17 protein-coding genes are annotated in these 22,291 nt (G+C 62.5%); 6 read left to right on the top strand and 11 right to left on the bottom strand.

What is annotated here, in order from left to right; translation table 11 throughout:
• The first annotated feature begins 1 nt into the window (after position 1).
• On the top strand, positions 2–1,243 hold the full coding sequence (locus F474_RS04600; protein ID WP_097083722.1) for an exonuclease SbcCD subunit D C-terminal domain-containing protein: 1,242 nt from the start codon (positions 2–4) through the stop codon (positions 1,241–1,243).
• Complete coding sequence (locus F474_RS04605) at positions 1,240–4,881, top strand: AAA family ATPase (protein WP_097083721.1); 3,642 nt, start codon at positions 1,240–1,242, stop codon at positions 4,879–4,881. The genes F474_RS04600 and F474_RS04605 overlap by 4 nt, the downstream gene beginning before the upstream one ends.
• Positions 4,882–4,915: 34 nt before the next feature.
• On the opposite strand, the gene F474_RS04610 is transcribed toward F474_RS04605, so the two are convergent.
• Complete coding sequence (locus F474_RS04610; RefSeq protein ID WP_097083720.1) at positions 4,916–5,617, bottom strand: GNAT family N-acetyltransferase; 702 nt, start codon at positions 5,615–5,617, stop codon at positions 4,916–4,918.
• 172 nt (positions 5,618–5,789) lie between these two features.
• On the opposite strand from F474_RS04610, the gene F474_RS04615 reads away from it, so the two are divergent.
• Together F474_RS04615 and yghU are read left to right on the top strand one after the other, a co-directional pair.
• A complete protein-coding gene (locus tag F474_RS04615; protein WP_177429509.1) occupies positions 5,790–6,383 on the top strand; it encodes an RHS repeat-associated core domain-containing protein in 594 nt (197 codons plus the stop codon).
• Between the two features lie 96 nt (positions 6,384–6,479).
• Positions 6,480–7,316 carry a glutathione-dependent disulfide-bond oxidoreductase gene (yghU, locus tag F474_RS04620; protein ID WP_097083718.1) on the top strand — a complete coding sequence of 279 codons (837 nt, stop codon included), beginning with the start codon at positions 6,480–6,482 and terminating at the stop codon, positions 7,314–7,316.
• A gap of 35 nt (positions 7,317–7,351) precedes the next feature.
• Here yghU and F474_RS04625 read toward each other — a convergent pair whose 3' ends face one another.
• The 7 genes from F474_RS04625 to F474_RS04655 form a co-directional block, all read right to left on the bottom strand.
• Positions 7,352–7,588 carry a hypothetical protein gene (locus tag F474_RS04625; RefSeq protein WP_097083717.1) on the bottom strand — a complete coding sequence of 79 codons (237 nt, stop codon included), beginning with the start codon at positions 7,586–7,588 and terminating at the stop codon, positions 7,352–7,354.
• Between the two features lie 52 nt (positions 7,589–7,640).
• Positions 7,641–8,165 (bottom strand): DUF6586 family protein, encoded by a 525-nt coding sequence (locus F474_RS04630; RefSeq protein WP_097083716.1) that lies wholly within the window; start codon positions 8,163–8,165, stop codon positions 7,641–7,643.
• A 50-nt stretch (positions 8,166–8,215) separates the two neighbouring features.
• Positions 8,216–10,834, bottom strand: a complete 2,619-nt coding sequence (gene topA, locus F474_RS04635; RefSeq protein WP_097083715.1) for a type I DNA topoisomerase — start codon at positions 10,832–10,834, stop codon at positions 8,216–8,218.
• Positions 10,835–10,932: 98 nt separating this feature from the next.
• Positions 10,933–11,184, bottom strand: coding sequence for a DUF1653 domain-containing protein (locus F474_RS04640; protein ID WP_097083714.1), 252 nt, complete (start codon positions 11,182–11,184; stop codon positions 10,933–10,935).
• Positions 11,185–11,275: 91 nt separating this feature from the next.
• The gene (gene fadA, locus F474_RS04645; protein WP_097083713.1) at positions 11,276–12,451 is read right to left on the bottom strand and encodes an acetyl-CoA C-acyltransferase FadA; all 1,176 of its coding nucleotides are present in this window, start codon (positions 12,449–12,451) and stop codon (positions 11,276–11,278) included.
• Between the two features lie 28 nt (positions 12,452–12,479).
• Complete coding sequence (fadB, locus tag F474_RS04650; protein WP_097083712.1) at positions 12,480–14,627, bottom strand: fatty acid oxidation complex subunit alpha FadB; 2,148 nt, start codon at positions 14,625–14,627, stop codon at positions 12,480–12,482.
• 372 nt (positions 14,628–14,999) lie between these two features.
• Positions 15,000–15,428, bottom strand: coding sequence for a hypothetical protein (locus F474_RS04655; protein WP_097083711.1), 429 nt, complete (start codon positions 15,426–15,428; stop codon positions 15,000–15,002).
• Between the two features lie 102 nt (positions 15,429–15,530).
• On the opposite strand from F474_RS04655, the gene F474_RS04660 reads away from it, so the two are divergent.
• Positions 15,531–16,028 (top strand): universal stress protein, encoded by a 498-nt coding sequence (locus F474_RS04660; RefSeq protein WP_097083710.1) that lies wholly within the window; start codon positions 15,531–15,533, stop codon positions 16,026–16,028.
• A 6-nt stretch (positions 16,029–16,034) separates the two neighbouring features.
• Here the strand turns inward: F474_RS04660 and F474_RS04665 are convergent, their stop codons facing one another.
• Positions 16,035–17,954: an ATP-binding cassette domain-containing protein gene (locus tag F474_RS04665; RefSeq protein ID WP_097083709.1), complete on the bottom strand. Its 1,920-nt coding sequence runs from the start codon at positions 17,952–17,954 to the stop codon at positions 16,035–16,037.
• 160 nt (positions 17,955–18,114) lie between these two features.
• Between F474_RS04665 and F474_RS04670 the strand changes: the two genes are divergently transcribed.
• Positions 18,115–20,049, top strand: a complete 1,935-nt coding sequence (locus F474_RS04670; RefSeq protein ID WP_097083708.1) for a transglycosylase SLT domain-containing protein — start codon at positions 18,115–18,117, stop codon at positions 20,047–20,049.
• A 63-nt stretch (positions 20,050–20,112) separates the two neighbouring features.
• Here the strand turns inward: F474_RS04670 and F474_RS04675 are convergent, their stop codons facing one another.
• A complete protein-coding gene (locus F474_RS04675) occupies positions 20,113–21,039 on the bottom strand; it encodes a chemotaxis protein CheV (RefSeq protein ID WP_097083707.1) in 927 nt (308 codons plus the stop codon).
• Positions 21,040–21,181: 142 nt separating this feature from the next.
• Positions 21,182–22,093 (bottom strand): lipid kinase YegS, encoded by a 912-nt coding sequence (gene yegS / locus F474_RS04680; protein ID WP_097083706.1) that lies wholly within the window; start codon positions 22,091–22,093, stop codon positions 21,182–21,184.
• Positions 22,094–22,291 lie beyond the last annotated feature (198 nt).

Raw genomic sequence — 22,291 nt, forward strand, 5'->3', positions numbered from 1 at the left:
CATGCGTTTGCTGCACACCTCCGACTGGCACCTGGGCCAGTCGCTGCACGGCCAGGACCGTGACTACGAGCACACCTGCTTTCTCAAATGGCTGCTCGGGCGCATCGTCGAACTGCGCCCCGATGCCCTGCTGGTGGCCGGCGACATCTTCGATACGGTCAACCCGCCGCTGCGGGCGCAAGAGCGTCTGTACGAATTCATTGTCAGTGCCCACGAGCAATTGCCGTCGCTGACCATCATCATGATCGCGGGCAACCACGACTCCGGTTCGCGTATTGAACTGCCTGCTCCGCTGATGCGCCGCCTCCGTGCCCACGCCCTGGGCCGTGTGCAATGGCTGGACGACGGCACGCTCGACAGCGAGCGGTTGCTGATCCCCCTGACCGGCAAGCGTGGCAAGCCGCTGGGCTGGTGCCTTGCCCTGCCGTTCCTGCGCCCGGCGGAGGTGACCGGCGGCGAACGTGGCGATGATTACCTGGCCGGCATCGCCCGGGTGCACCAGGAGCTGATCGCTGCCGCCAACGCCAAGCGCAAGCGGGGCCAGGCGCTGGTTGCCATCAGCCACGCACACCTTGCTGGTGGCAGCGTGTCGCTGGACTCCGAGCGCAGCCTCATCATCGGCAGTGCCGAAGCCCTGCCGGCCAGCCTGTTCGATCAGAGCATCGACTACGTGGCACTGGGGCACTTGCACAAGCCCCAGCGAGTCAATGCCGACTTCCGCCTGCGCTATAGCGGATCGCCGATCCCGCTGTCGTTCTCGGAAGTCGACTACCCCCACCAGGTGCTTCAGGTGGACTTCGACGACAAGGGCAAGTTGGTGGACGTACACGCCTTGCGCGTGCCCCGCGCCGTAGACCTCAAGCGCGTCGGCCCGGCGCCACTGGACGAAGTGATCGAGCAGCTTCAGGCCCTGCCAGTGCCGGGCTTGCTCGAAGAGGAAGTGCATCTGCCGTGGCTTGAAGTGCGCATTGTGCTTGACCAGCCCCAACCAGACCTGCGCCAACGCATCGAAGCGGCCCTGCAGGGCAAGGCCGCACGCTTGGTGCGGATCGCCGCCCAGTACCAAGGTGGGTTGGTGGCTCAGGAAGCTGCCGGGCATGTGCCGGAGCTTGAGCAGATGCAACCCCACGTATTGTTCGCCCGCGCCTGGCAAGACCAGTACGGCAGCGAGCCGGATGACCAAACGCTGGAGGATTTCGCTCTTTTGGTGCAGGAAGTGCAACTGGAGGGTGATCAGCCATGAAGATACTGGCCATCCGCCTGAAAAACCTGGCTTCCATCGCCGGGCCCGTGACTCTGGATTTCACTTGCGAACCACTGGCCAGTGCCGGCCTGTTTGCCATCACCGGCCCCACTGGCGCAGGCAAAAGCACGATTCTCGACGCCTTGTGCCTGGCACTGTTCGGCGCCGTACCGCGGCTGGGCAATGTAAGCGCCAGCACCAAGGTGCCCGATGCAGACGGCGAGATCACGACCGCCGACCCTCGAACCTTGCTGCGGCGCGGCACCGGCTCAGGTTTTGCGGAGGTGGACTTCGTCGGCATAGACCGCCGCCGTTACCGCGCCCGCTGGGAAGCCAACCGTGCCCGCGAGCGCGCTGACGGCAAACTGCAGGCCAGCCGCCAAAGCCTGACCGACCTGGATGCCAACCAGTTGCTTGCCAGCCAGAAAGGCGAATACCGCGAGCGCCTGGAGGCTTGCCTGGGGCTGAACTTCGCCCAGTTTACCCGTGCGGTGATGCTGGCTCAGAGCGACTTCAGCGCCTTTCTCAAGGCCGACGACAACGAGCGCAGCGAGCTGCTGGAAAAGCTCACTGACACCGCACTCTACAGCCGCCTTGGCCAGCGCGCCTACGAGAAGGCCAAAGCGGCCCAGCAGGCCGTTGAGGCGTTGCGAAGCCAAGCCGGGGCCGTCGCCCCACTGGGCGAGGAAGATCGCGCTTCGCTTGACCAGCAGGTGAATGCCGCCGCATCCGCGCTCAAGGCCGACCAGGCCAGCCTGCGCCTGGCTGAACAAGTGCGGCAGTGGTACGCCGAGGGCGACCAACTCGCCGAACAGCACCAGGCCGCCCTCACCCAGCACACCGAAACCCAGGCAGCGCTTTCGGGCCTGGAGGGGGAGCGCGAACGGCTGCACTGGCTGGAGCAACTGGCGCCGCAACGCCATCGCTTCAGCCAGCAGGCAGCCGCTCGCCAAGCTGTAGCCCAGCTCACCGAACAGCTTGCCGAGCAGGAGCAGGCGCTACAGGCCCGGCGTGAAGCCCAGGCGCAGCTACAGGCCGCGCACGACCTTGCGCGGCAAGGCCACGAAGACGCTCAAGCGGCACGCCAGGCCAGCGCCACGAACCTGCGCCAGGCTTTCGACCTGGCCCATGGCCTGGCTGCACTGGCACACGACCGCAAACCCTTGGCCGACGCAGTCGCGCAGGCCCAGGCCGAGCGCGACCAAGGCGCCGCCCAGCATCGCGCGGGCCTTGAACGGCAAGCCGCAGCAGACGCAGCGCTGGCCGCCATCGCGCAAGGGCTGGAAAGTAGCAGCGCCCTGGCCGCACTGGCCGATGCCTGGCCAGTGCACCGCCCGCGCCTGCAGAAACTGCTCGAAGCCAGCGCCCGCCTGAGGCAGGGAGAAAAAGAACTGCCAGGCCTGGAAGCGGCTGCCCAGCAGGCACGTGAAGGCCTGGAAGGCGCACGTCAGGCTTTGCATGCCCTGCAGCAAGAAGCAGACAGCAATGGCGAGGACCTCGCCGAGCGATCCCAGGTGCTCAGCCGCCTGCTCGCCGACAATCGCCAGCAGCTCAAGGAAACCGAAACACTTGAGCGCGCCTGGCAGCGCGTTGCCGACTTCGACGAGCGCCTCGCGCAACTGGCCGCTCAGCAACAGCGTCTGGTCGAGCAGCGGGAGGCCCGCACCCGCGAAGGCCTGGCAGTCAGGCAGCAGCATGAACAGGCTACCGCCGCGCTGGCAACTACGCTGCAGGTGCTGGAGCGCCAACGCCTGGCCCGCGACAGCAGCGTCGAAGCCCTCCGCCAGCAACTGCGGCCCGGCGAGCCCTGCAACGTGTGCGGAAGCCTCGAGCATCCTTGGCACCACCCCGAGCCGCTGGCCGAAGCAATGGCCGGCCATGACGCCGGTGAAGAGCTGCGCGCTCGCCAAACGGTAGAGCAGCACGCCGCGCGGCTGGCAGAGCTGCGCGCCGAAGTCGGCGCGCTGATCGAGCAGCTCAAACAGGTGCGTGAACAGGAAGAGCCGTTGCAGCACCAACGCCAGCAGTGCCTGGAGGCGCTCCAGCAACTGCCGCTGTATGCTCGCCTGGCCGAGCTGCCGGTGGCCGAGCAGGGCCAGCGCCTGGTGCAGCGCCGTGAGCGCCTCGCCCAGCAGTTGGCCAACGACGAACAACAGCAACAACGCCTGTTCCAGTGGCAGCAAGACGCGACCCGGCTGCAACAGCAGTGCCACAGCGCCGAGCAAGCCGCCCAGGCCAGTGCACAGGCGCTGAGCAGCCAGCAGAAATCCCTCGACGACGATCGCCAGCGGCTGGCAGATGAACTGCAAGGTTTTGAGGCACTGCTGCCGGTTGAGCATCGTCAAGCGTTGCTGGCGCAGCCGACCGAAGCGTTCATGGCACTGGATCAACAGGTCGCCACGCGCCGCGAACAACTGGAGCGCCAGCGCGAAGAGCAACAGGCTCGCGACGAACGAGCGCAGCAACTGGCCCTGCTGGCCACCCAGGTGCAGCACAGCGAAAAATCATTGGCTGAGCACCAGCAGCGCTTGGCTCACGTCGATCAACGCCTCCAGGCAGAACACCAGCAATTGGCCAGTCTACTGGGCGAGCACGCCTCGGCCGACGCCTGGCAAACCCAGCTCGATCTGGGCGTCAGTACCGCCAGTCAGGCCATCTCGCAGTTGGCCGAGCAGTTGCAACAGGTTGGCACCGAGGTGGTGCGCCTTGAGAGCGAGCACACCAGCCTTGGCCATCGGTTGGCACAGGAAGCCTCCAACGGGCAGGCCGTCGACCAGGCATTGCAGGCCTGGCGCGCCAGCCTGCCGGCGCTTGATGACTCAACCCTCGACGCCCTGCTTGCACTGGACGAAGGCCAGGCGCAGGAAATGCGCGAGCGGCTAAGTACCGCCCAGACCGCGCTGGCCCAGGCTCAGGTGCTGGTCAGCGAACGCGCTAGCCGCCAGCAGGCTCACCAGGCGCTGCGTAGTGATGCACCCGCGCGTGAGGCGCTGGAAGCCCAACTGGCGGAGCTGGCGCAACGCTGTGAGCAGCTGGAGCGCGAGCATGGCGAGCTTCGGGCCCGCCAGCTCGATGACCAGCGCCGCCAGCAGGAACAGCAGCAACTGCTCATACGCATGGAAGCAGCCCAGGCAACGGCCATGCGCGCCAGCCGCCTGTCGGCACTGATCGGTTCGGCCGAAGGCGACCGCTTCCGCCGTATCGCCCAAGCCTACAACCTTGATCGGCTGGTGCAGCACGCCAACGTTCAGTTACGCCAACTGGTACGGCGCTACCGGCTGAAACGGGGTGGAAGCCTGCTGGGCTTGCTGGTGGTCGACACCGAGATGGGCGACGAAACCCGGTCTGTGCATTCGCTTTCTGGCGGCGAGACGTTCCTGGTCTCGCTGGCCCTCGCACTGGGCCTGGCTTCGATGGCGTCGAGCACGTTGAAGATCGAGTCGCTGTTCATCGATGAGGGCTTTGGCAGCCTGGACCCTGAGTCGCTGCAGCTGGCCATGGACGCATTGGACAGCTTGCAGGCCCAAGGGCGAAAAGTCGCGGTGATCTCCCATGTACAAGAGATGCATGAGCGCATTCCGGTACAAATCCGCGTGCGCCGGCAGGGCAACGGCTTGAGTGTGGTTGAAACGCCCTGAAGCTGAAGGGGCAACCCTACGTTGCCCCCTGCAATCAGCGCAGCGCCTCCAGGCGCTGGCGCTGGCGGCCTTGCTCGTCGAAGTTCTCTGGGGCCAACCAGGCTTGGAAGCTGGCCCTCACCCTTGGCCATTCCTGTGCAAGCAGTGAGAACCACGCCGTATCGCGGCTGCGCCCTTTGTAGATCACCGCCTGGCGGAACACCCCTTCGAAGGTGAAGCCCAGCCGCTGCGCTGCGCGCCGTGAGGGCTCGTTGAGGCTGTCGCATTTCCACTCATAGCGCCGATAGCCGAGGGTGTCGAACACATAGTGCATCAACAGGTATTGCGCCTCTGTCGAGAGCACCGACTGCTTGAGCAGCGGCGAGAACGTAACGTTCCCAACTTCGATCACACCGTGAACAGGGTCGATGCGCATCAACGAAATCGTGCCCACCGGTTCGCCGCTGCTTTGATCGATGATTGCGTAGTGCCGAGGGTCGGTGCTGCGTGCGATCGCGGTGGCGTATTCGCGGTACTGCTCAGCGCTGTCGAAAGGGCCGACGAACAGGTAGGTCCAGTCGCGGCCATCCGCCGCCTGGCTGTAGGCGGCGTACAGCGCATCGGCATGTCGCGCGGCGTCAAGCGGCTCGAGCCGGCAGTGCCGCCCGGTGAGCGTGATGGCTTCAGGCTGAGGGCGGGCTTCCCAATCACAGACTGGGTCGCCAATAGGTTGTTCGTAGGCATTCAAAGATGGCATGAGGCGAAGATCCGAGCGGTGGGGTCGCCTAACTGTAAATCCAAATTGGCCCGAGGAAAGATCCAAACGGTCACGTTTCAAGGGGGCCATTATCCTCTACCAACAATTTCTCCAGTTACCACCGTTGCCCGCTAACGCCAATCTCCAGGTTTCATTGACCGGAAATCCCCCGATGAAATGGTTGCTTGGTACGGAAATAACGCAGCCCCCCTGCGTCAGCAAAGGCCCCAGCTGCACCGCCATTCACAGCTTTCAGCCCTTCGGCTGGGCACCTCGCAAGCCAGGCATGGCCTCCAGCTACAGTGGCTACACGTTGGAATACGGGCAAATTTACCTACCGGGGGATGGGAATCGTGCCCTGAACCCGGCGATGTTGCGTTTCATGCAACCCGACCGCCTGGGCCCCTTCGGCAGAGGTGGGCTGAACGTCTATGCGCACTGCAATGCCGACCCTGTGAACTGTGTGGATCGAGATGGCTACATGCCTCTTCGCGCTTGGTTGAGGGGTATGGTCGTCACAGGCCTGGCTGAAACCATTACGGGGCTGGGAATGATTCACTGGGGATCGCGTTTGATAGGCGATGTTGGGACAGGTATTGCAATCCAGGGCGTTGCCACCACCGCCACCGCCCTCGCAGCGTTGACCTCGAAGAGGGTTTTTCAGGGGATCGAGCGCTCGGTCAGGCAAATATCCAATGCCTTACCAGATTGGCTTGTAGATACGCCCCCCCGACGGGTCGGCATAGAGCTACAGCAGCTGGCGTAGGCCCCAGTTTTTCCCCGATTTACGTTATCTTCAGCGCACTGACCCCCCGCGGGGAGGTCAATCCATAGCAAGCCCGTTCACTCTCCCGAGGCCCCTATGACCGACAATTACACTCCACCCGCTGTCTGGACCCCACCCCAGGCCCAGGAAGGCCGTTTCGCGAGCGTCAACCGCCCCGTGGCCGGCGCCACCCATGAAAAGCCCCTGCCAGTGGGTGAGCACCCGTTCCAGTTGTATTCCCTGGCCACGCCCAACGGTATCAAGGTCACCATCATGCTCGAGGAGCTGCTCGAACGCGGCCATGCCGGTGCGGAGTACGATGCCTGGTTGATTCGCATCAACGAGGGCGATCAGTTCGGCAGTGGTTTCGTCGAAATCAATCCCAACTCTAAGATCCCGGCACTGGTCGACCGCCGCGGCTCGGAGCCGGTGCGAGTGTTCGAGTCAGGAGCCATCCTGCTGTACTTGGCAGAGGCCTTCGGCGACCTGTTGCCGCAAGATCCGCTGTTGCGTACTGAGGCACTGAACTGGCTGTTCTGGCAGATGGGCGCGGCGCCCTTCCTGGGCGGTGGCTTCGGGCATTTCTATGCCTATGCCCCTGAGAAGATCAAATACGCCATCGACCGCTACGCAATGGAAGCCAAGCGCCAACTCGATGTGCTGGATCGCCACCTGGCAGAGCGGCCTTACATGGTGGGCGCCGAATACAGCATCGCCGACATCGCGATCTGGTCCTGGTACGGCAAGTTGGTGCGCGGCGACCTGTACAACGCAGCCGAATTTCTCTCGGTTCAGGACTATACCCACGTCAAGCGCTGGGCAGACCTGATTGCACAGCGCCCGGCCGTGCAGCGAGGCCAGCGGGTCAACCGCTCATGGGGCGATGAAGCGACGCAGGTGCTGGAGCGGCACTCGGCCAAGGATTTCGGCTGATCGCTTCCCGGAGGCGGCCACCGCCGCTTCCACGCTTAATGCAGGACGCGTGGGCCGTCGTCGGCGTGTTCGAGCTCACCGTCCACCAGCTTGCCCGCCATCTGTACGCCCACGCTGAGCATGGCCTTGGCCACTTCCACGTGCTGGCCCTGGAGAAATGCCTTGGCGTCCTCGGAGAAATCCAGAGTCACCAACGACCCTTCATCTTCAGCGCGGCGCAGTTCGATACGGCCGTCCGGCAGTTCGACGATTTCAAGAAAGGACGTAGACATACAGGTGGGGATCTCCGGGAAAGGCGGAACATTGTAACAGTGCTTTGGCCTGTCAGCACTCACTGAGGCCATCGCGCAAGCGAAGAGCCAGTTGCTTGAGGTGCTGGCGCCACGCTTCGAGGGTGGCACCGTCAAGCTCCGGCTCAGCCTGCGGCGCATCCAGGTTGACCGCAGCGATCAGCGGGGTGGTGACGTCGTGCTTGGCCTCACGCGGCGCGCGAGGCGGCTCATACAGGGCGTTATAGGCCGCCAGCAGCCGCGCCAGCCACGAATCACGGCTCTGCCGCAACTCGACCAGCTCGGCCAGCTCCGGGTTGGCGGCCTGCGCCAACACCTGCTCATTGAGGTAAGCCTCGGCACGCGGTGCTCGCGTTTCTGGCAGGTGGTAGAACCCGGCGATCTCGTGACACAGACCAAGCAGCGCCCCATACAGGTGGAACAGCACAGCTTCGCGGCCCGCCTGTTGCAAGGCTGCAGCGTTCATGGCCCCGCCTTGCCCTGCCTGAGCCAATTGCTCCAACGCAAGGCCTGCGAAATAAATCTTCTGATTGGTACGGGTGTAGAGCTCGTGCGCCATGGCACACCTCCTTGAACACATGAAAACGGGGCCCAGGGCCCCGTGGTGACTCAGCGCTTGTCTTCGACCTTCCATGCCTTGCCGTCGAAGAAGGCACGCCAGCCAGTGGGCTTGCCCTCGACCTCGGATTGCACATATTGCTCCTTGGTCTTGCGGCTGTAACGAATCACTGCCGGCCGGCCGTCGGGATCCTTGATGGGGGCGTCGAACAGGAAAGCGTACTTCGGATCGATCTCGCCCTTGTGCGGCAGCAACTCCAGCACCAATGGCGCACGCGTCTCACGGTTTTTCGGGAACTGGCTGGCAGCCAGAAACAGGCCCGACGCCCCATCACGCAGTACGTAGGTGTCATCGACCTTCTCGCACTTGAGCTCGGGCATCTTCACCGCGTCCATCTTCGGCGGCGCCGCCTCGCCGTTGCGCAGCAACTTGCGAGTGTTCTTGCAGGCAGGGTTGGTGCAGCCGAAGAACTTGCCGAAGCGGCCCGTCTTGAGCTGCATCTCGCTGCCGCACTTGTCGCACTCAAGGCTCGGCCCTTCGTAACCCTTGATTCGGTAGGTGCCCTGCTCTACCTCATAACCCGGGCAATCAGGGTTGTTGCCGCAGATGTGCAGCTTGCGCTTCTCATCGACCAGGTAGGCATCCATGGCAGTGCTGCAAATCGGGCAGCGATGCTTGTTCAGCAGCAGGCGCGACTCGGACTCGCCCTCGTCGTCCTCGGCGATCTCATTGCCTGGCACCAGGTTGATGGTCGCCTTGCAACGCTCCTTGGGCGCAAGGCTGTAGCCCGAGCAGCCGAGGAACACACCGGTGGAAGCGGTGCGGATCATCATGTGGCGGCCGCATTCCGGGCACGGGATGTCCGTAGGAGTCGGCTGGTTGGCGCGCATGCCATGTTCGGCGTTTTCAGCGCTCTCCAGCTTGAAGCGGAAGTCGCCGTAGAACTCGTCGAGCACGTTTTTCCAGTCGCGTTCGCCGTGGGCGATGTCGTCGAGGTTTTCTTCCATGCCGGCGGTAAAGCCGTAGTCCATCAGGTTGGCGAAGCTCTCAGAGAGCCGCTCGGTAACGATGTCGCCCATTTTTTCCGAATGGAAGCGACGGTTCTGCAGGGTGACATAGCCGCGGTCCTGGATGGTGGAGATGATCGCAGCATAGGTGGACGGCCGGCCGATCCCGCGTTTTTCCATTTCCTTGACCAGGCTTGCTTCGGAGAAGCGCGCCGGTGGTTTGGTGAAATGCTGGGTAGGGTCGAGCTTGAGCAGTTTCAGCGCCTCGCCCTGCTCCATCTCGGGCAGAACATTGTCTTCGCCTGGCTTACTCTGCTGCGGCAGCACGCGGGTGTAACCGTCGAAACGCAGGATGCGGCCCTTGGCGCGCAGTTCGAAGTCGCCGGCCGCCACCGTGATGGTGGTGGACAGATACTGCGCCGGGGTCATCTGGCAGGCCAGGAACTGGCGCCAGATCAGCTCGTACAAACGCTCGGCGTCACGCTCCATGCCCGACAACTGAGTAGGTGCCACGTTGACATCGGAGGGGCGGATCGCTTCGTGCGCTTCCTGCGCACCCTCTTTGCTGCCATAGACATTAGGCTGTGCCGGCAGGTACGCGGCGCCGAATTCCCTGTCAATGTAGCCACGCGCCATCTCCAGGGCATCCTGGGACAGGTTGGTGGAGTCGGTACGCATGTAGGTGATGTAGCCCGCTTCATACAAGCGCTGGGCCATCATCATGGTTTTCTTCACACCGAAGCCCAGCCGGTTGCTGGCCGCCTGCTGCAATGTGGAAGTGATGAACGGCGCCGACGGTTTGCTGCTGGTGGGCTTGTCTTCGCGCTTGGCCACGCTGAAGCTCGACGCCTTGAGCGCCTCCACTGCGGCCATGGCTTGCGCTTCGTTCACCGGCTTGAACGCTTCGCCCTTTTCACGGGCGACTTCGAAGCGCACCTGGGCGTTGCCCTTGCCGCCGAGGTCGGCGTGCAGCTCCCAGTACTCTTGCGGAATGAACGCGCGGATTTCTCGCTCACGCTCAACCACCAGCTTCACCGCCACAGACTGAACGCGACCAGCGGACAAACCGCGAGCGATCTTCTGCCACAGCAACGGCGAGACCATGTAACCGACCACTCGGTCGAGAAAACGCCGTGCCTGCTGTGCGTTGACGCGGTCGATATCCAGATCGCCCGGCTGGGAGAATGCTTCCTGGATGGCTTTCTTGGTGATCTCGTTGAACACCACGCGCTTGTAACGAGAGTCGTCGCCACCGATGGCTTCGCGCAGGTGCCAGGCGATGGCTTCCCCTTCGCGGTCCAAGTCCGTTGCCAGATAGATGGTGTCAGCATCCTTAGCGAGCCGGCGCAATTCTTCGATCACCTTCTCCTTGCCAGGAAGTATTTCATACTGCGCCTTCCAGCCGTGCTCCGGGTCGACACCCATGCGCGTGACCAGCTGCTTGCGCGCTTTTTCGCGAGCTGTGAGGACCGGGGCCTCCGAAGCCGTCTTGGCCTTCTTGGCACCCGCCTTCGCTGGCTCCTTGGCAGCGCTGGCCGAACCACTGGTGGGAAGGTCGCGGATATGGCCGATACTCGACTTCACCACGTACTGGTTGCCCAGGTACTTGTTGATGGTCTTGGCCTTGGCCGGGGATTCCACGATGACCAGCGATTTGCCCATGGATTGGAAATGTCCTGAATGGCTGAAAAAAGAAAACGGTAAGAACCTTGAAGGCACCGCTATATATAGTGGTGAAAAGGTGAGGTCAAGTTTCCTCCCTAAACCTGATCACCCGAAGGCAGCTCGAAACGGCCCGCCTCGGCGTGCTCCAGAGCAAAGCGCGGGACCTGTTCACCGTCAACCGAAACAGACTCCAAAAACATCGCCAACGGCCGCACCCAGAGGCCGTAATCGCCATAAAGTGACTGGTACACCACCACCCACTCCTCAGTTTCCGAATGGCGTGCAGCACCGAACACCCGATATTGCGGCCCTTTGTAGTGGCGATAGATGCCGGGCTGAATCTGCATGAAAAACCTCGCGAAAATTGAGTTTCAGGATTTTTAAGCGCAAACGAACGCCGGGGCACAAGGCCCCGGCGCTGTCATCGCAAGCCGTTCGTCAGAGCCGCTCGAACACCGTAGTGATGCCCTGGCCCAGCCCAATACACATAGTGGCAATGCCAAGGTTGGCATCTTTTTGCTTCATCACGTTCAACAGGGTGCCGGAAATACGTGCCCCGGAGCAACCAAAGGGATGGCCCAAGGCGATAGCCCCGCCGTGCAGGTTGACCTTCTCGTCCATCTTGTCGAGCACTTTGAGGTCCTTGAGCACCGGCAGTGCCTGCGCTGCGAACGCTTCGTTGAGCTCGATGCAATCGATGTCAGCGATCGTCAGGCCTGCACGCTTGAGCGCCTTTTGCGTTGCCGGCACCGGGCCGTAGCCCATGATCGAAGGGTCGCAGCCGGCCACGGCCATGGAGCGGATTCTGGCGAGAGGCGCCAGGCCCAGATCCTGGGCGCGCTGGGCCGACATGACGATCATGCATGAGGCGCCGTCGGTGATCTGCGAGCTGGTGCCGGCAGTCACGGTGCCGCCCTTGGGGTTGAACGCAGGCTTGAGTGCTGCCAGGCCTTCGAGGGTCGTGTCGGCGCGAATGGTCTCGTCGTAGTCGAACACTTTGAGACGGCCATCTTCGTCGTAGCCTTCCATCGGGATGATTTCATCCTTGAACAGCCCTTCGACGGTGGCTTTGTGGGCCAGCTGGTGAGAGCGCACTGCGAAAGCGTCCTGCTGCTCGCGGCCGATACCGTGCATCTTGCCCAGCAGCTCAGCGGTCAAACCCATCATGCCCGAGGCCTTGGCTGCGTGCAGCGAAAGCTGCGGGTTAGGGTCCACGCCGTGCATCATGCCGACATGGCCCATGTGCTCGACACCGCCGATCACATAAACGTCGCCATGGCCAGTCATGATGCCTTGAGCCGCGGTGTGCAGTGCGCTCATCGACGAGCCGCACAGCCGGCTGACGGTCTGGGCACCGGCACTATGGGGAATACGCGTCATCAGCGAGGCCATCCGCGCGATGTTCCAGCCTTGCTCCAGGGTCTGGTTCACGCAGCCCCAAATCACGTCCTCGATTTCGCTAGGGTCCACATTCGGGTTGCGCGCCAGCAACTGGTCGATCAGGTGCGCCGACATGTTCTCGGCACGGGTATTGCGATGCATGCCGCCCTTGGAGCGGCCCATGGGTGTGCGACCGAAGTCGACGATCACCACATCTCTTGGATTCAGGCTCATAACAGATCTCGCTCAGTAGTCGGGCGGCTCAGCCGAAAAAACGTTCGCCGTTGGCGGCCATTTCACGCAAGCGGGCCGTGGGTTGATACAACGGGCCCAGCTCGGCGTAACGGTCGGCCAAGGCAACGAACTCGGCTACCCCGATCGAATCGATATAGCGCAACGCGCCGCCGCGGAAGGGAGGGAAGCCGATGCCGTACACCAGGCCCATGTCGGCCTCGGCCGCACTCTCAACGATGCCGTCTTCCAGGCAGCGCACGGTCTCAAGGCACAGCGGGATCATCATCCAGTTGAGCACGTCTTCATCGCTGAGCTCGCGCTGCTCGTAAACCACAGGCTTGAGGACTTCGAGCACCGATGGGTCGGTGACCTTCTTGGGCTTGCCCTTCTTGTCGACTTCGTAGGCGTAGAAGCCCTTGCCGTTCTTCTGCCCCAGGCGGCCGGCGTCATACAACGCATCGATCGCCGACCGGCGGTCGTCCTTCATACGGTCCGGGAAGCCTTCGGCCATCACGTCACGGCCATGGTGGCCGGTGTCGATACCTACCACATCCATCAAATACGCAGGGCCCATGGGCCAGCCGAACTTCTCCATGATCTTGTCGACCCGAACGAAGTCGACCCCGGCACTGACCAGCCGGGCGAAGCCGCCGAAATAGGGGAACAGCACGCGGTTGACGAGAAAGCCTGGGCAGTCGTTGACCACAATGGGGTTCTTACCCATTTTCTTGGCATAAGCCACGGTGGTGGCGACCGCCTCGTCGCTGGAGTGCTTGCCACGGATCACTTCCACCAGCGGCATCATATGCACCGGGTTGAAGAAGTGCATGCCCACGAAGTTCTCGGGGTGCTTCAGAGCCCCGGCCAACAGGCTGATGGAGATGGTGGACGTATTGGACGCCAGCACCGTGCCCGGCTGAACCTGTGCTTCGACCTCGGCCAGCACTGCCTGCTTGACCTTGGGGTTCTCGACGACCGCCTCGACCACGATATCCACACCGCCGAAATCGCCATAGGACATTGTCGGGCGAATAGCGCTCAGGCCTTCTGCCATCTGGGCGGGTGTCAGCCGGCCCTTTTCCACCAACTTGCCAAACAGCTTGGAAGCCTCGCTCAAGCCCTGAGCGATGCCTTTTTCGTTGATGTCCTTCATCAGGATCGGCGTACCTTTGGACGCCGACTGATAGGCGATGCCGCCGCCCATGATGCCTGCCCCCAGCACTGCAGCCTGGTTGACCGGCTTGGCCAGCTTGTCCCAGGCCTTGGCCTTGCGCTTGAGTTCCTGGTCATTGAGAAACAGCCCGATGAGGCTCTCGGCGGCGGAGGTCTTGGCCATTTTCACGAAGCCCGCAGCCTCGACTTCCAGGGCCTTGTCGCGGCCAAAGTTGGCCGCTTTCTGAATGGTCTTGATCGCCTCGACCGGAGCGGGGTAATTCGGCCCTGCCTGGCCAGCGACGAAGCCCTTGGCAGTTTCGAAGGCCATCATCTGTTCGATGGCATTGAGCTTGAGCTTCTCCAGCTTCGGCTGGCGGCGCGCGAGGTGGTCGAGTTCACCTGAAATTGCCCGGCGCAGCAGGTCGATCGCTGCGTCTTCGAGCAGTTGGGGAGCGACAACGGCATCCACCGCCCGCACTTTCAGGGCGTCCTCGGCACGCTGCTCCTTACCTGCGGCGATCCACTCGATGGCGTTATCGGCGCCGATCACTCGCGGCAGACGCACGGTGCCGCCGAAGCCAGGGTAGATACCCAGTTTCACTTCCGGCAGGCCTATCTTGGCGCTGCTCGCCATGACTCGGAAGTCGGCCGCCAGGCACATTTCGAGGCCGCCACCCAGCGCAATGCCATTGATTGCAGCGACGGTGGGTACTGGCAGGTCTTCGAAATCACTGAAGATGCGATTCACTTCCAGATTGCCAGCCAGCAGCTCAGCCTCTGGGAGGCGGAAGTTGGCAACGAACTCGGTGATGTCTGCGCCGACGATGAACACGTCCTTGCCGCTGGTGACCAGCACACCGGCAAGGCCCGCATGGCCTTTGAGGATGTCGACGGCCTGGCGCAGTTCTTCGAGGGTCAAGCGGTTGAACTTGTTGACGGACTCGCCTTCGAGGTCGAAACGCAGCTCGACGATACCGCCGTCGTGCGCCTTGAGTGTGATGGCTTTACCTTCGTAAATCATCAACGGATCTCCAGATGGAAACGTATGTTTGGAGCCCCGGCCAGGCCACAGGGCCTGCCCGCCGGAGCGAAGCGAGCGCAAGAAGGGCCAAACAGGCGATTCATACGCCCGTTTGATCGGGCTGCGCACACCTTCGGCCAAAGCAGGCGGATTGTCAATCAGGCACAACCGCCGCCACAGACGGCATTTTTACGCTCGTGCAAGCATAGACAGCCCGCACCGCCAAGGCATGGTGATACGACGTGCCCGTCGGCACGTATATTCCAAAATGATGAGCAAAATTGTCTGAAGCCGGCGTATGATCGGGCAAGCTGATTTCCGGCCTGCCTGGCCTACCCCGCCCGATCCTTGCGATCGGGCTTTTTAATGGCGTCAGGCCAAGGCCTTGATGATTTGGTCTACCACGGCGACATCCCCCCGCTCGCCCCACCACAAAGCCAGCATTCGCGCGTCAGCCTGAACTTTCCACACATCAGCTGGCAGTTGGCTCAACTGTGCCTGGAGACGCTCATCTTCGCAGGGCTCTTGCCATTGGTTTACCCAGCGACCAGGTGAGGGCTGCCAGTAGCACCAACAGGCCGCCGAAGCCGAGGTGCGCGGGCGGGAATATTGCGGGCAGGTGTCTGGGGCCTGCCCGCCCATCCAATGGGGCCAGCTTTCAGGCGCCAGTTGCATTCCCAGCCCGAGCCGCCGGGCCTGCATGCGCGCAGCCATACGCCCGCTCTGGCGGCGTGAAGGCTTGAGCCAGGCGATGGGGCTCAGCAGCACCAGAATGATTGACAGCACTATCCATACCGTCATATCAAGTGCCCCGGATAACAACGAGTCGCCCTGACCGGTGTCAGAACATCCACATAGAAAGCGACCATACTCATCTTCATGCCATTGTTGGGAGTCATTGCCATGCCCTATCAACATATTCTGGTCGCGGTCGACCTGACCGATGAATGCGACCCGGTGGTCAAGCGGGCCGCGAGCCTAGCCGAGGCCAGCAGCACCAAACTGTCACTGGTCCATATCGTCGAGCCCATGGCCATGGCCTTTGGCGGCGACGTGCCGATGGACCTGTCGCAACTGCAGCAGCAGCAATTCGATCAAGCCAAGGAGCGCCTGGAAAAACTGCTGTCCAAGTTCCCTAACATCCCACGCGGCGATGCGCACATTACCTACGGCCAGCCACGCCAGGAAATCCATGAGCTGGCCAAGAAAAATGGAATCGACCTGATCGTGGTAGGCAGCCATGGGCGCCACGGCCTGAAGTTGCTGTTGGGCTCCACCTCCAGCGACGTGCTGCACGGCGCGCCCTGCGATGTCCTGGCCGTGCGCCTCAAGCCGGCGGCAGCAGCGGGTGAAACGCACACCCCGGAAGGAAGCGAGCCACCCACCACACCGGTGCTCTAACGCCGCTCAGCCGTCGAGCTCGGCCCAACGCTCCACCAGGGTATCGAGCTCGGCCTGCAGTTGCTCGAGCTGTGCCAGCACCGCCGTGGTTTCAGCAGCGGGCCGCTGGTAGAAGGTTGGCGCCGAGACCTGTTGCTGAAGGGCCTCAAGCTTCTGCTCCTGGGCTTCGATCTGCCCCGGAAGCGCATCGAGTTCCCGCTGCAATTTGTAGCTGAGCTTCTTCTTGTTGACGCTTTCTGCGGCAGCAGCCACCGCAGGCTCTGACGGCGCGCTGACCACCGCGCTATTGAGCTCCGGTTTGCCGCTCTTGTTCTCCTTTACCCCAAGCAAGCGCGGGGAGCCGCCCTGGCGCAGCCAATCCTGGTAACCGCCCACGTACTCGCGCACGACGCCATCGCCTTCGAACACCAGGGTGCTGGTGACCACATTGTCGAGAAATGCCCGGTCGTGGCTGACCATCAACACGGTGCCCTTGAAGCCTGCCAGCACTTCTTCGAGCAGCTCCAGCGTCTCGACGTCCAGATCGTTGGTCGGCTCGTCGAGCACCAGCAGGTTCGCAGGCTTGCTGAAGAGTTTGGCGAGCAGCAACCGTGCACGTTCGCCCCCGGAAAGCGCCTTGACCGGGGTTCGCGCCCGTTGTGGGCTGAACAGGAAATCACCGAGGTAGCTCAATACATGCCGGTTCTGGCCGTCGATCTCGATGAAGTCGCGACCTTCGGCCAGGTTGTCGATAACGGTTTTTTCCAGGTCCAGTTGCATGCGCAGCTGGTCGAAATAAGCCACCTCGAGCTTAGTGCCTGCCTTGACGGTTCCGCTGACCGGCTGCAACTCACCGAGCATCAATTTCAGCAGGGTGGTCTTGCCGGTGCCGTTGGCGCCGAGCAGGCCAATGCGATCTTCGCGCTGCAGTACCAGGGAAAAGTCCTTCACCAGCGTAGGGCCGCCGGCGTGGGCGTAGCTGACGTTTTCCAAGGCCAGCACCTGCTTGCCCGACTTGTCGCCTACCTCCAGCTGGATATTGGCCTTGCCTTGGCGCTCGCGGCGCTCTCCGCGCTCTACGCGCAACGCCTTGAGTGCGCGCACTCGGCCTTCGTTACGAGTACGGCGGGCCTTGATGCCTTGACGGATCCACACCTCTTCCTGGGCCAGGCGCTTGTCGAACAGCGCGTTGGCGACCTCCTCGGCCGCCAGCTCGGCTTCCTTGTGCACGAGGAAGCTGGCGTAGTCGCCATTCCAGTCGATCAGATGCCCGCGATCAAGTTCAAGGATGCGTGTGGCCAGCCCCTGCAAGAAGGCACGGTCGTGAGTGATGAACAGCACGGCACCGCCGAAGCCTGTGAGCGCTTCTTCAAGCCAGGCGATGGCGCCGATGTCGAGGTGGTTGGTTGGCTCGTCGAGCAGCAGCAGGTCGGGCTCACTCACCATCGCCTGAGCGAGCAGCACCCGGCGGCGCCAGCCACCGGACAGCTCGGCGAGTGTTTTTTCAGCGGGCAACTGAAGGCGGCTGAGGGTGCTTTCAACCAGTTGCTGCAGCCGCCAGCCGTCCCGGGCTTCCAGCTCCTGCTGCACATGCATCAGTGCCTGGAGGTCTTCATCGGTGACGATGTGCTGGCTCAGGTGGTGATAACGGGCAAGCAACTCGCCGACCCCGGCCAGGCCCTCGGCGACCACATCGAACACCGTCCGCTCGTCGGCCCGCGGCAGCTCCTGCGGCAACTCGCCGATCTTCAGCCCCGGTGCCCGCCAAATATCCCCGTCATCGGGCTTCTGGTCGCCGCGTACCAGGCGCAGCATGCTGGACTTGCCAGTGCCGTTACGGCCAATGATGCATACACGCTCGCCGCGCGCGATCTGCCAAGACACCTTGTCGAGCAAGGGCATGGCGCCATAAGCGAGCGAAACGTCGCTTAGTTTGAGCAGGGTCATGGGTCTCTCCGTTAACCGGGCACGCATTCTACCCGGTTTGAACAGGCGCTGGGCGACACATCCTCTTACCACACTCATTCACGGCAGCGCCCTTACCGGCTAAGCTAGCCAACATCGTACGGCCTTGGGCCGTCTTCACCGCTTTTGCCCCGGAAGTCTCATGCGCAGTCGACTGTCCCGCGTCTTTTCCTGTGTGCTGCTGTTCTCTGCGGTCACCTCAAGTTCCCTCCACGCCGCTGACCTGGCCACCCAGCGCCAGCTCTACGATCAGGCCAAGGCGGCACTGGCCAAGGGCAACAGCGCACCTTACCTGCAATCGAAGGTAGCGCTGGCCGATTACCCTCTGGAGCCCTACCTGGCATTCGATGAGCTCAGCGCGCGACTACCTTCGGCGAGCAACGAGGAAGTGGAGCGTTTCCTGGCCGAGCATGGCGACCTGCCGCAGGCCAACTGGATGAAACTGCGCTGGCTGCGGCAATTGAGCGACCGTGGCGACTGGGCTACCTTCGAACGGTACTACAGCCCGAAGCTTAACTTCGCCGAGCTCGATTGCCTGCACGCTCAATATCAGCTAACGCAACCGAACCTGCGTGCCGAAGGCTACGCCCTTACCGATCAGTTGTGGCTCAGCGGCAAAGACCGCCCGGCCAGTTGCGAAGCGCTGTTCACCCGCTGGGCCGGTGAAGGTCAACTGACCGAGCAGAAACGCTGGGCACGGCTCAAGCTGGCGGTGAAGGCTCGTAATTTTTCGCTGGCCAACAACCTCGCCAGTGGCTTGGTGACCTTGAGCAACCAAGGTAAGTTGCTGCTCAACGTTGCGCAAAAGCCCGAGCTGCTCGAGCAACCGCAATTGTTCCAGCCAGCCGACGAAGCCATGGGCGACATCGTTGGCTACGGCTTGCGCCGGCTGGCCAAGCAGGACCCCGATCAGGCCATGGGCCTGCTCGATGGCTACGCCGCCACCATGCATTTTTCCGCCGCCGAGAAGGTCGCCATCGCCAACGAGATCGGCTTGACACTCGCCCGCCGCTACGACCCGCGGGCACTCGACCTGATGACCCGTTACGACCCCGACCTCAAGGACGACACCGTCAGTGAATGGCGCCTGCGCCTGCTGCTTCGCCTGGGCCGCTGGCAGGAGGCCTACGACCTGACCAAGCGCCTGCCGGCGTCTCTGTCGAGCACCAATCGCTGGCGCTACTGGCAAGCCCGTAGCCTTGAGCTAGCGCAGCCGAACAACCCCTTGGGCATGCAGCTGTATCGAGCACTGGCCAAAGAGCGGGATTTCTACGGTTTCCTCGCCGCCGACCGCGCGCAGGAGCCCTATCAACTGCTGAACCGCCCGCTGGCGCTATCGGCTGCCACCGTCAACAAAGTGCGCCGCGCCCCCGGCATCCGCCGCGCGCTGGAGCTCTATGAGCGCGGTGAGATCGTGCCGGGGCGCCGCGAGTGGTACCACGTCACCCGGCTATTCAGCCGCGACGAAATGGTTGCGCAAGCCCGGCTGGCTTACGACCTGGGCTGGTATTTCCCGGCCATCCGCACGATCAGCCAGGCGCAATACTGGGACGATCTGGACATCCGCTTTCCTATGGCCCACCGCGACGCACTGGTGCGCGAGTCACGCCTGCGCGGGCTTCACGCCAGCTGGGCATTCGCCATTACCCGGCAAGAAAGCGCCTTCATGGACGACGCCCGCTCGGGCGCCGGGGCCATGGGCCTGATGCAGCTGATGCCCGGCACTGCCAAGGAAACTGCCCGCAAGTTCAGCATTCCGTTGGCGAGCCCGGCGCAGGTAATCGACCCAGACAAGAACGTGCAACTCGGCGCGGCCTATCTGAGCCAGGTTCAAGGCCAGTTCAACGGCAACCGCGTACTGGCTACCGCCGCCTACAACGCAGGCCCCGGGCGGGTACGGCAATGGCTACGCGGCGCCAATCACCTGAGCTTCGACGTCTGGGTGGAGTCCATTCCCTTCGATGAAACCCGGCAGTACGTTCAGAACGTGTTGTCTTACGCGGTGATCTATGGGGAAAAACTCAATACGCCACAGCCCATTGTCGAGTGGAACGAGCGGTTCTTCGACGATCAGTAACAAAAAAGGCCCCAGAGGGGCCTTTTTTAATGGCAAACCGAAAAGCGCTCCCGGCCGGCGGGGTCAACCAATCTGCTCCAGGCGCTGGCGCACAACTTCAACCAACCGGTCAGGCTGGAACTTCGACAGGAAGTTGTCACAGCCCACTTTCTTGACCATCGACTCGTTGAAGCTGCCTGACAGCGAGGTGTGCAGCACCACATAAAGGCCTGCAAGGCGCGGGTCCTGTCGGATCTCGGTGGTCAGCCGGTAGCCGTCCATTTCAGGCATTTCGGCGTCGGTAAACATCATCAGCAGTTTGTCAGTCACCACCTCACCTGCGTCTGCCCAAGCCTTGAGCATTTGCAAGCCCTTCAGGCCGTTGCTGGCGGTATGTAACTTGATACCCAGCTGCGATAGCGTGTCGCGAAGCTGAGCCAACGCCACGGTGGAGTCGTCCACCAGCAACACTTCGCGGCCACGTGCACGGGCGAGGATCGGGTCTGCCAGGCGATCTTGGGAAACCTTGGCGTTGTATGGCACGATTTCAGCCAGCACCTTCTCGACGTCGATCACTTCCACCAACTGATCATCCACCTTGGTGATGGCTGTCAGATAATGCTGGCGCCCGGCGCTGGTCGGAGGCGGCATGATGGCATCCCAGTTCATGTTGATGATGCGATCTACCCCACCGACCAGGAATGCCTGCACCGAGCGATTGTACTCGGTGACGATAATGGTGCTGTTGGGGCCAGGGGCGATAGGTTTCATACCGATAGCCTGGGAGAGGTCGATCACCGGGAGGGTCTGCCCACGCAGGTTGACCACACCACACACGAACGAGTGGCGCTGCGGCATCAAAGTGAGCTTGGGCAGTTGGAGAACCTCCTGCACCTTGAACACGTTGATGGCGAATAGCTGCCGCCCCGCCAGGCGGAACATCAGAATTTCCAGGCGGTTTTCACCGACCAGTTGCGTGCGCTGATCGACGGTATCGAGAATGCCAGCCATGGATGAAGCCCCCAGGGAAAAGTAACAGTGGTCTGAAGCGGGCTATCGGCCAACGGCGGGCAAACTTGAAGCCGCATGGCGATATCACTTTAATATCAGACCACTGTATTCCCACAAAGGCCAGCGCCGCTAGCCGGTAGGTTCAGGCGTTGCCTAGGCGGGAAGGCCCAAGCAGGGGGCAATCGGCAGGCAGGTGCACGCGCAACGCCCCTGGGCGTGCGGCAAAGCGCAAGTCATTGCTTTGCAGCGGCTCGCCATCGAGGTTGATGTCCAGCCCTTGCGCACTCTGGATGCTTACCCAGGGCAGGCGTGCGCGCACGAACAGGTTGTCCAACGCGAGACCGCCTGCCAGCAAGCCCTTGAGTGCGCCGATCATGTCCGAAGGCGCTGGCAGAATACTGATGTCGAGCAACCCATCATCGGCCATGGCCTCAGGGCACAACGCGTGACCGCCGCCGGCTTGCCGGCCGTTGCCGATGCCCAGCGCCAGCAGCTCGCCTTCCCAATGAAAATCCGGGCCTTCAAGGCGGCCATGAGCAGCCTTGAGTTCACTGAAACGACCGAGGCCGGTAAACAGGTAGGCAGCCCCACCGAGTACCTTTTTCAGGTCTTCCGAGGTATTGGCAGTGACCTGGCTGCCAAAGCCGCCAGTGGCCATATTGAGGAACACCTCACCGCCTGCTTCGCCAAGGTCAACTGCCCGGGCTGGAACATCGAGCAACGCGAGCGCATCGGCGGGCTCGGCAGGCACCTGAGCGGCACGCGCAAAATCATTGGCGGTACCTAGTGGCAACAATACCAATGAGGCTTGGCCAGGCGCATCGGCCAGGGCCTGGGCGACATCGCGCAAGGTGCCGTCGCCGCCGCCGGCAATCATGATGGTATACCCGGCCTCAAGGCCTTCGTGCACCAGGCGCTGGGCATCGCCGGCTTCCCAGGTCAAGCGCACCGCGATCTCCCAACCCGCCTCGCGCCGCGCGATCACGGCTTGGCGAACCTCATCGTTGAGGGCCTGCTTGCCATGCAGAATCATCCAGGCTTTGCGGTGTTCCATACTACACACTCCGTATGCGCAATCGAGAATGGCCAATAGACCACGGGTAAGCCTCAATAGCTCTAAGCATGATGTGACAATTTTTCGACACTAAATAAAAAATCCATTGAAAATGTCAACCCATTGACTATCATGCACGCATTCTCGCTATTTTCCTGTTCGCTGCCCCTCCACGGGCGGCGGTAGCCTGCCCGCAGC

The sequence above is a fragment of the Pseudomonas sp. URIL14HWK12:I12 genome (assembly GCF_003097135.1).
Classification (GTDB): Bacteria; Pseudomonadota; Gammaproteobacteria; order Pseudomonadales; family Pseudomonadaceae; genus Aquipseudomonas.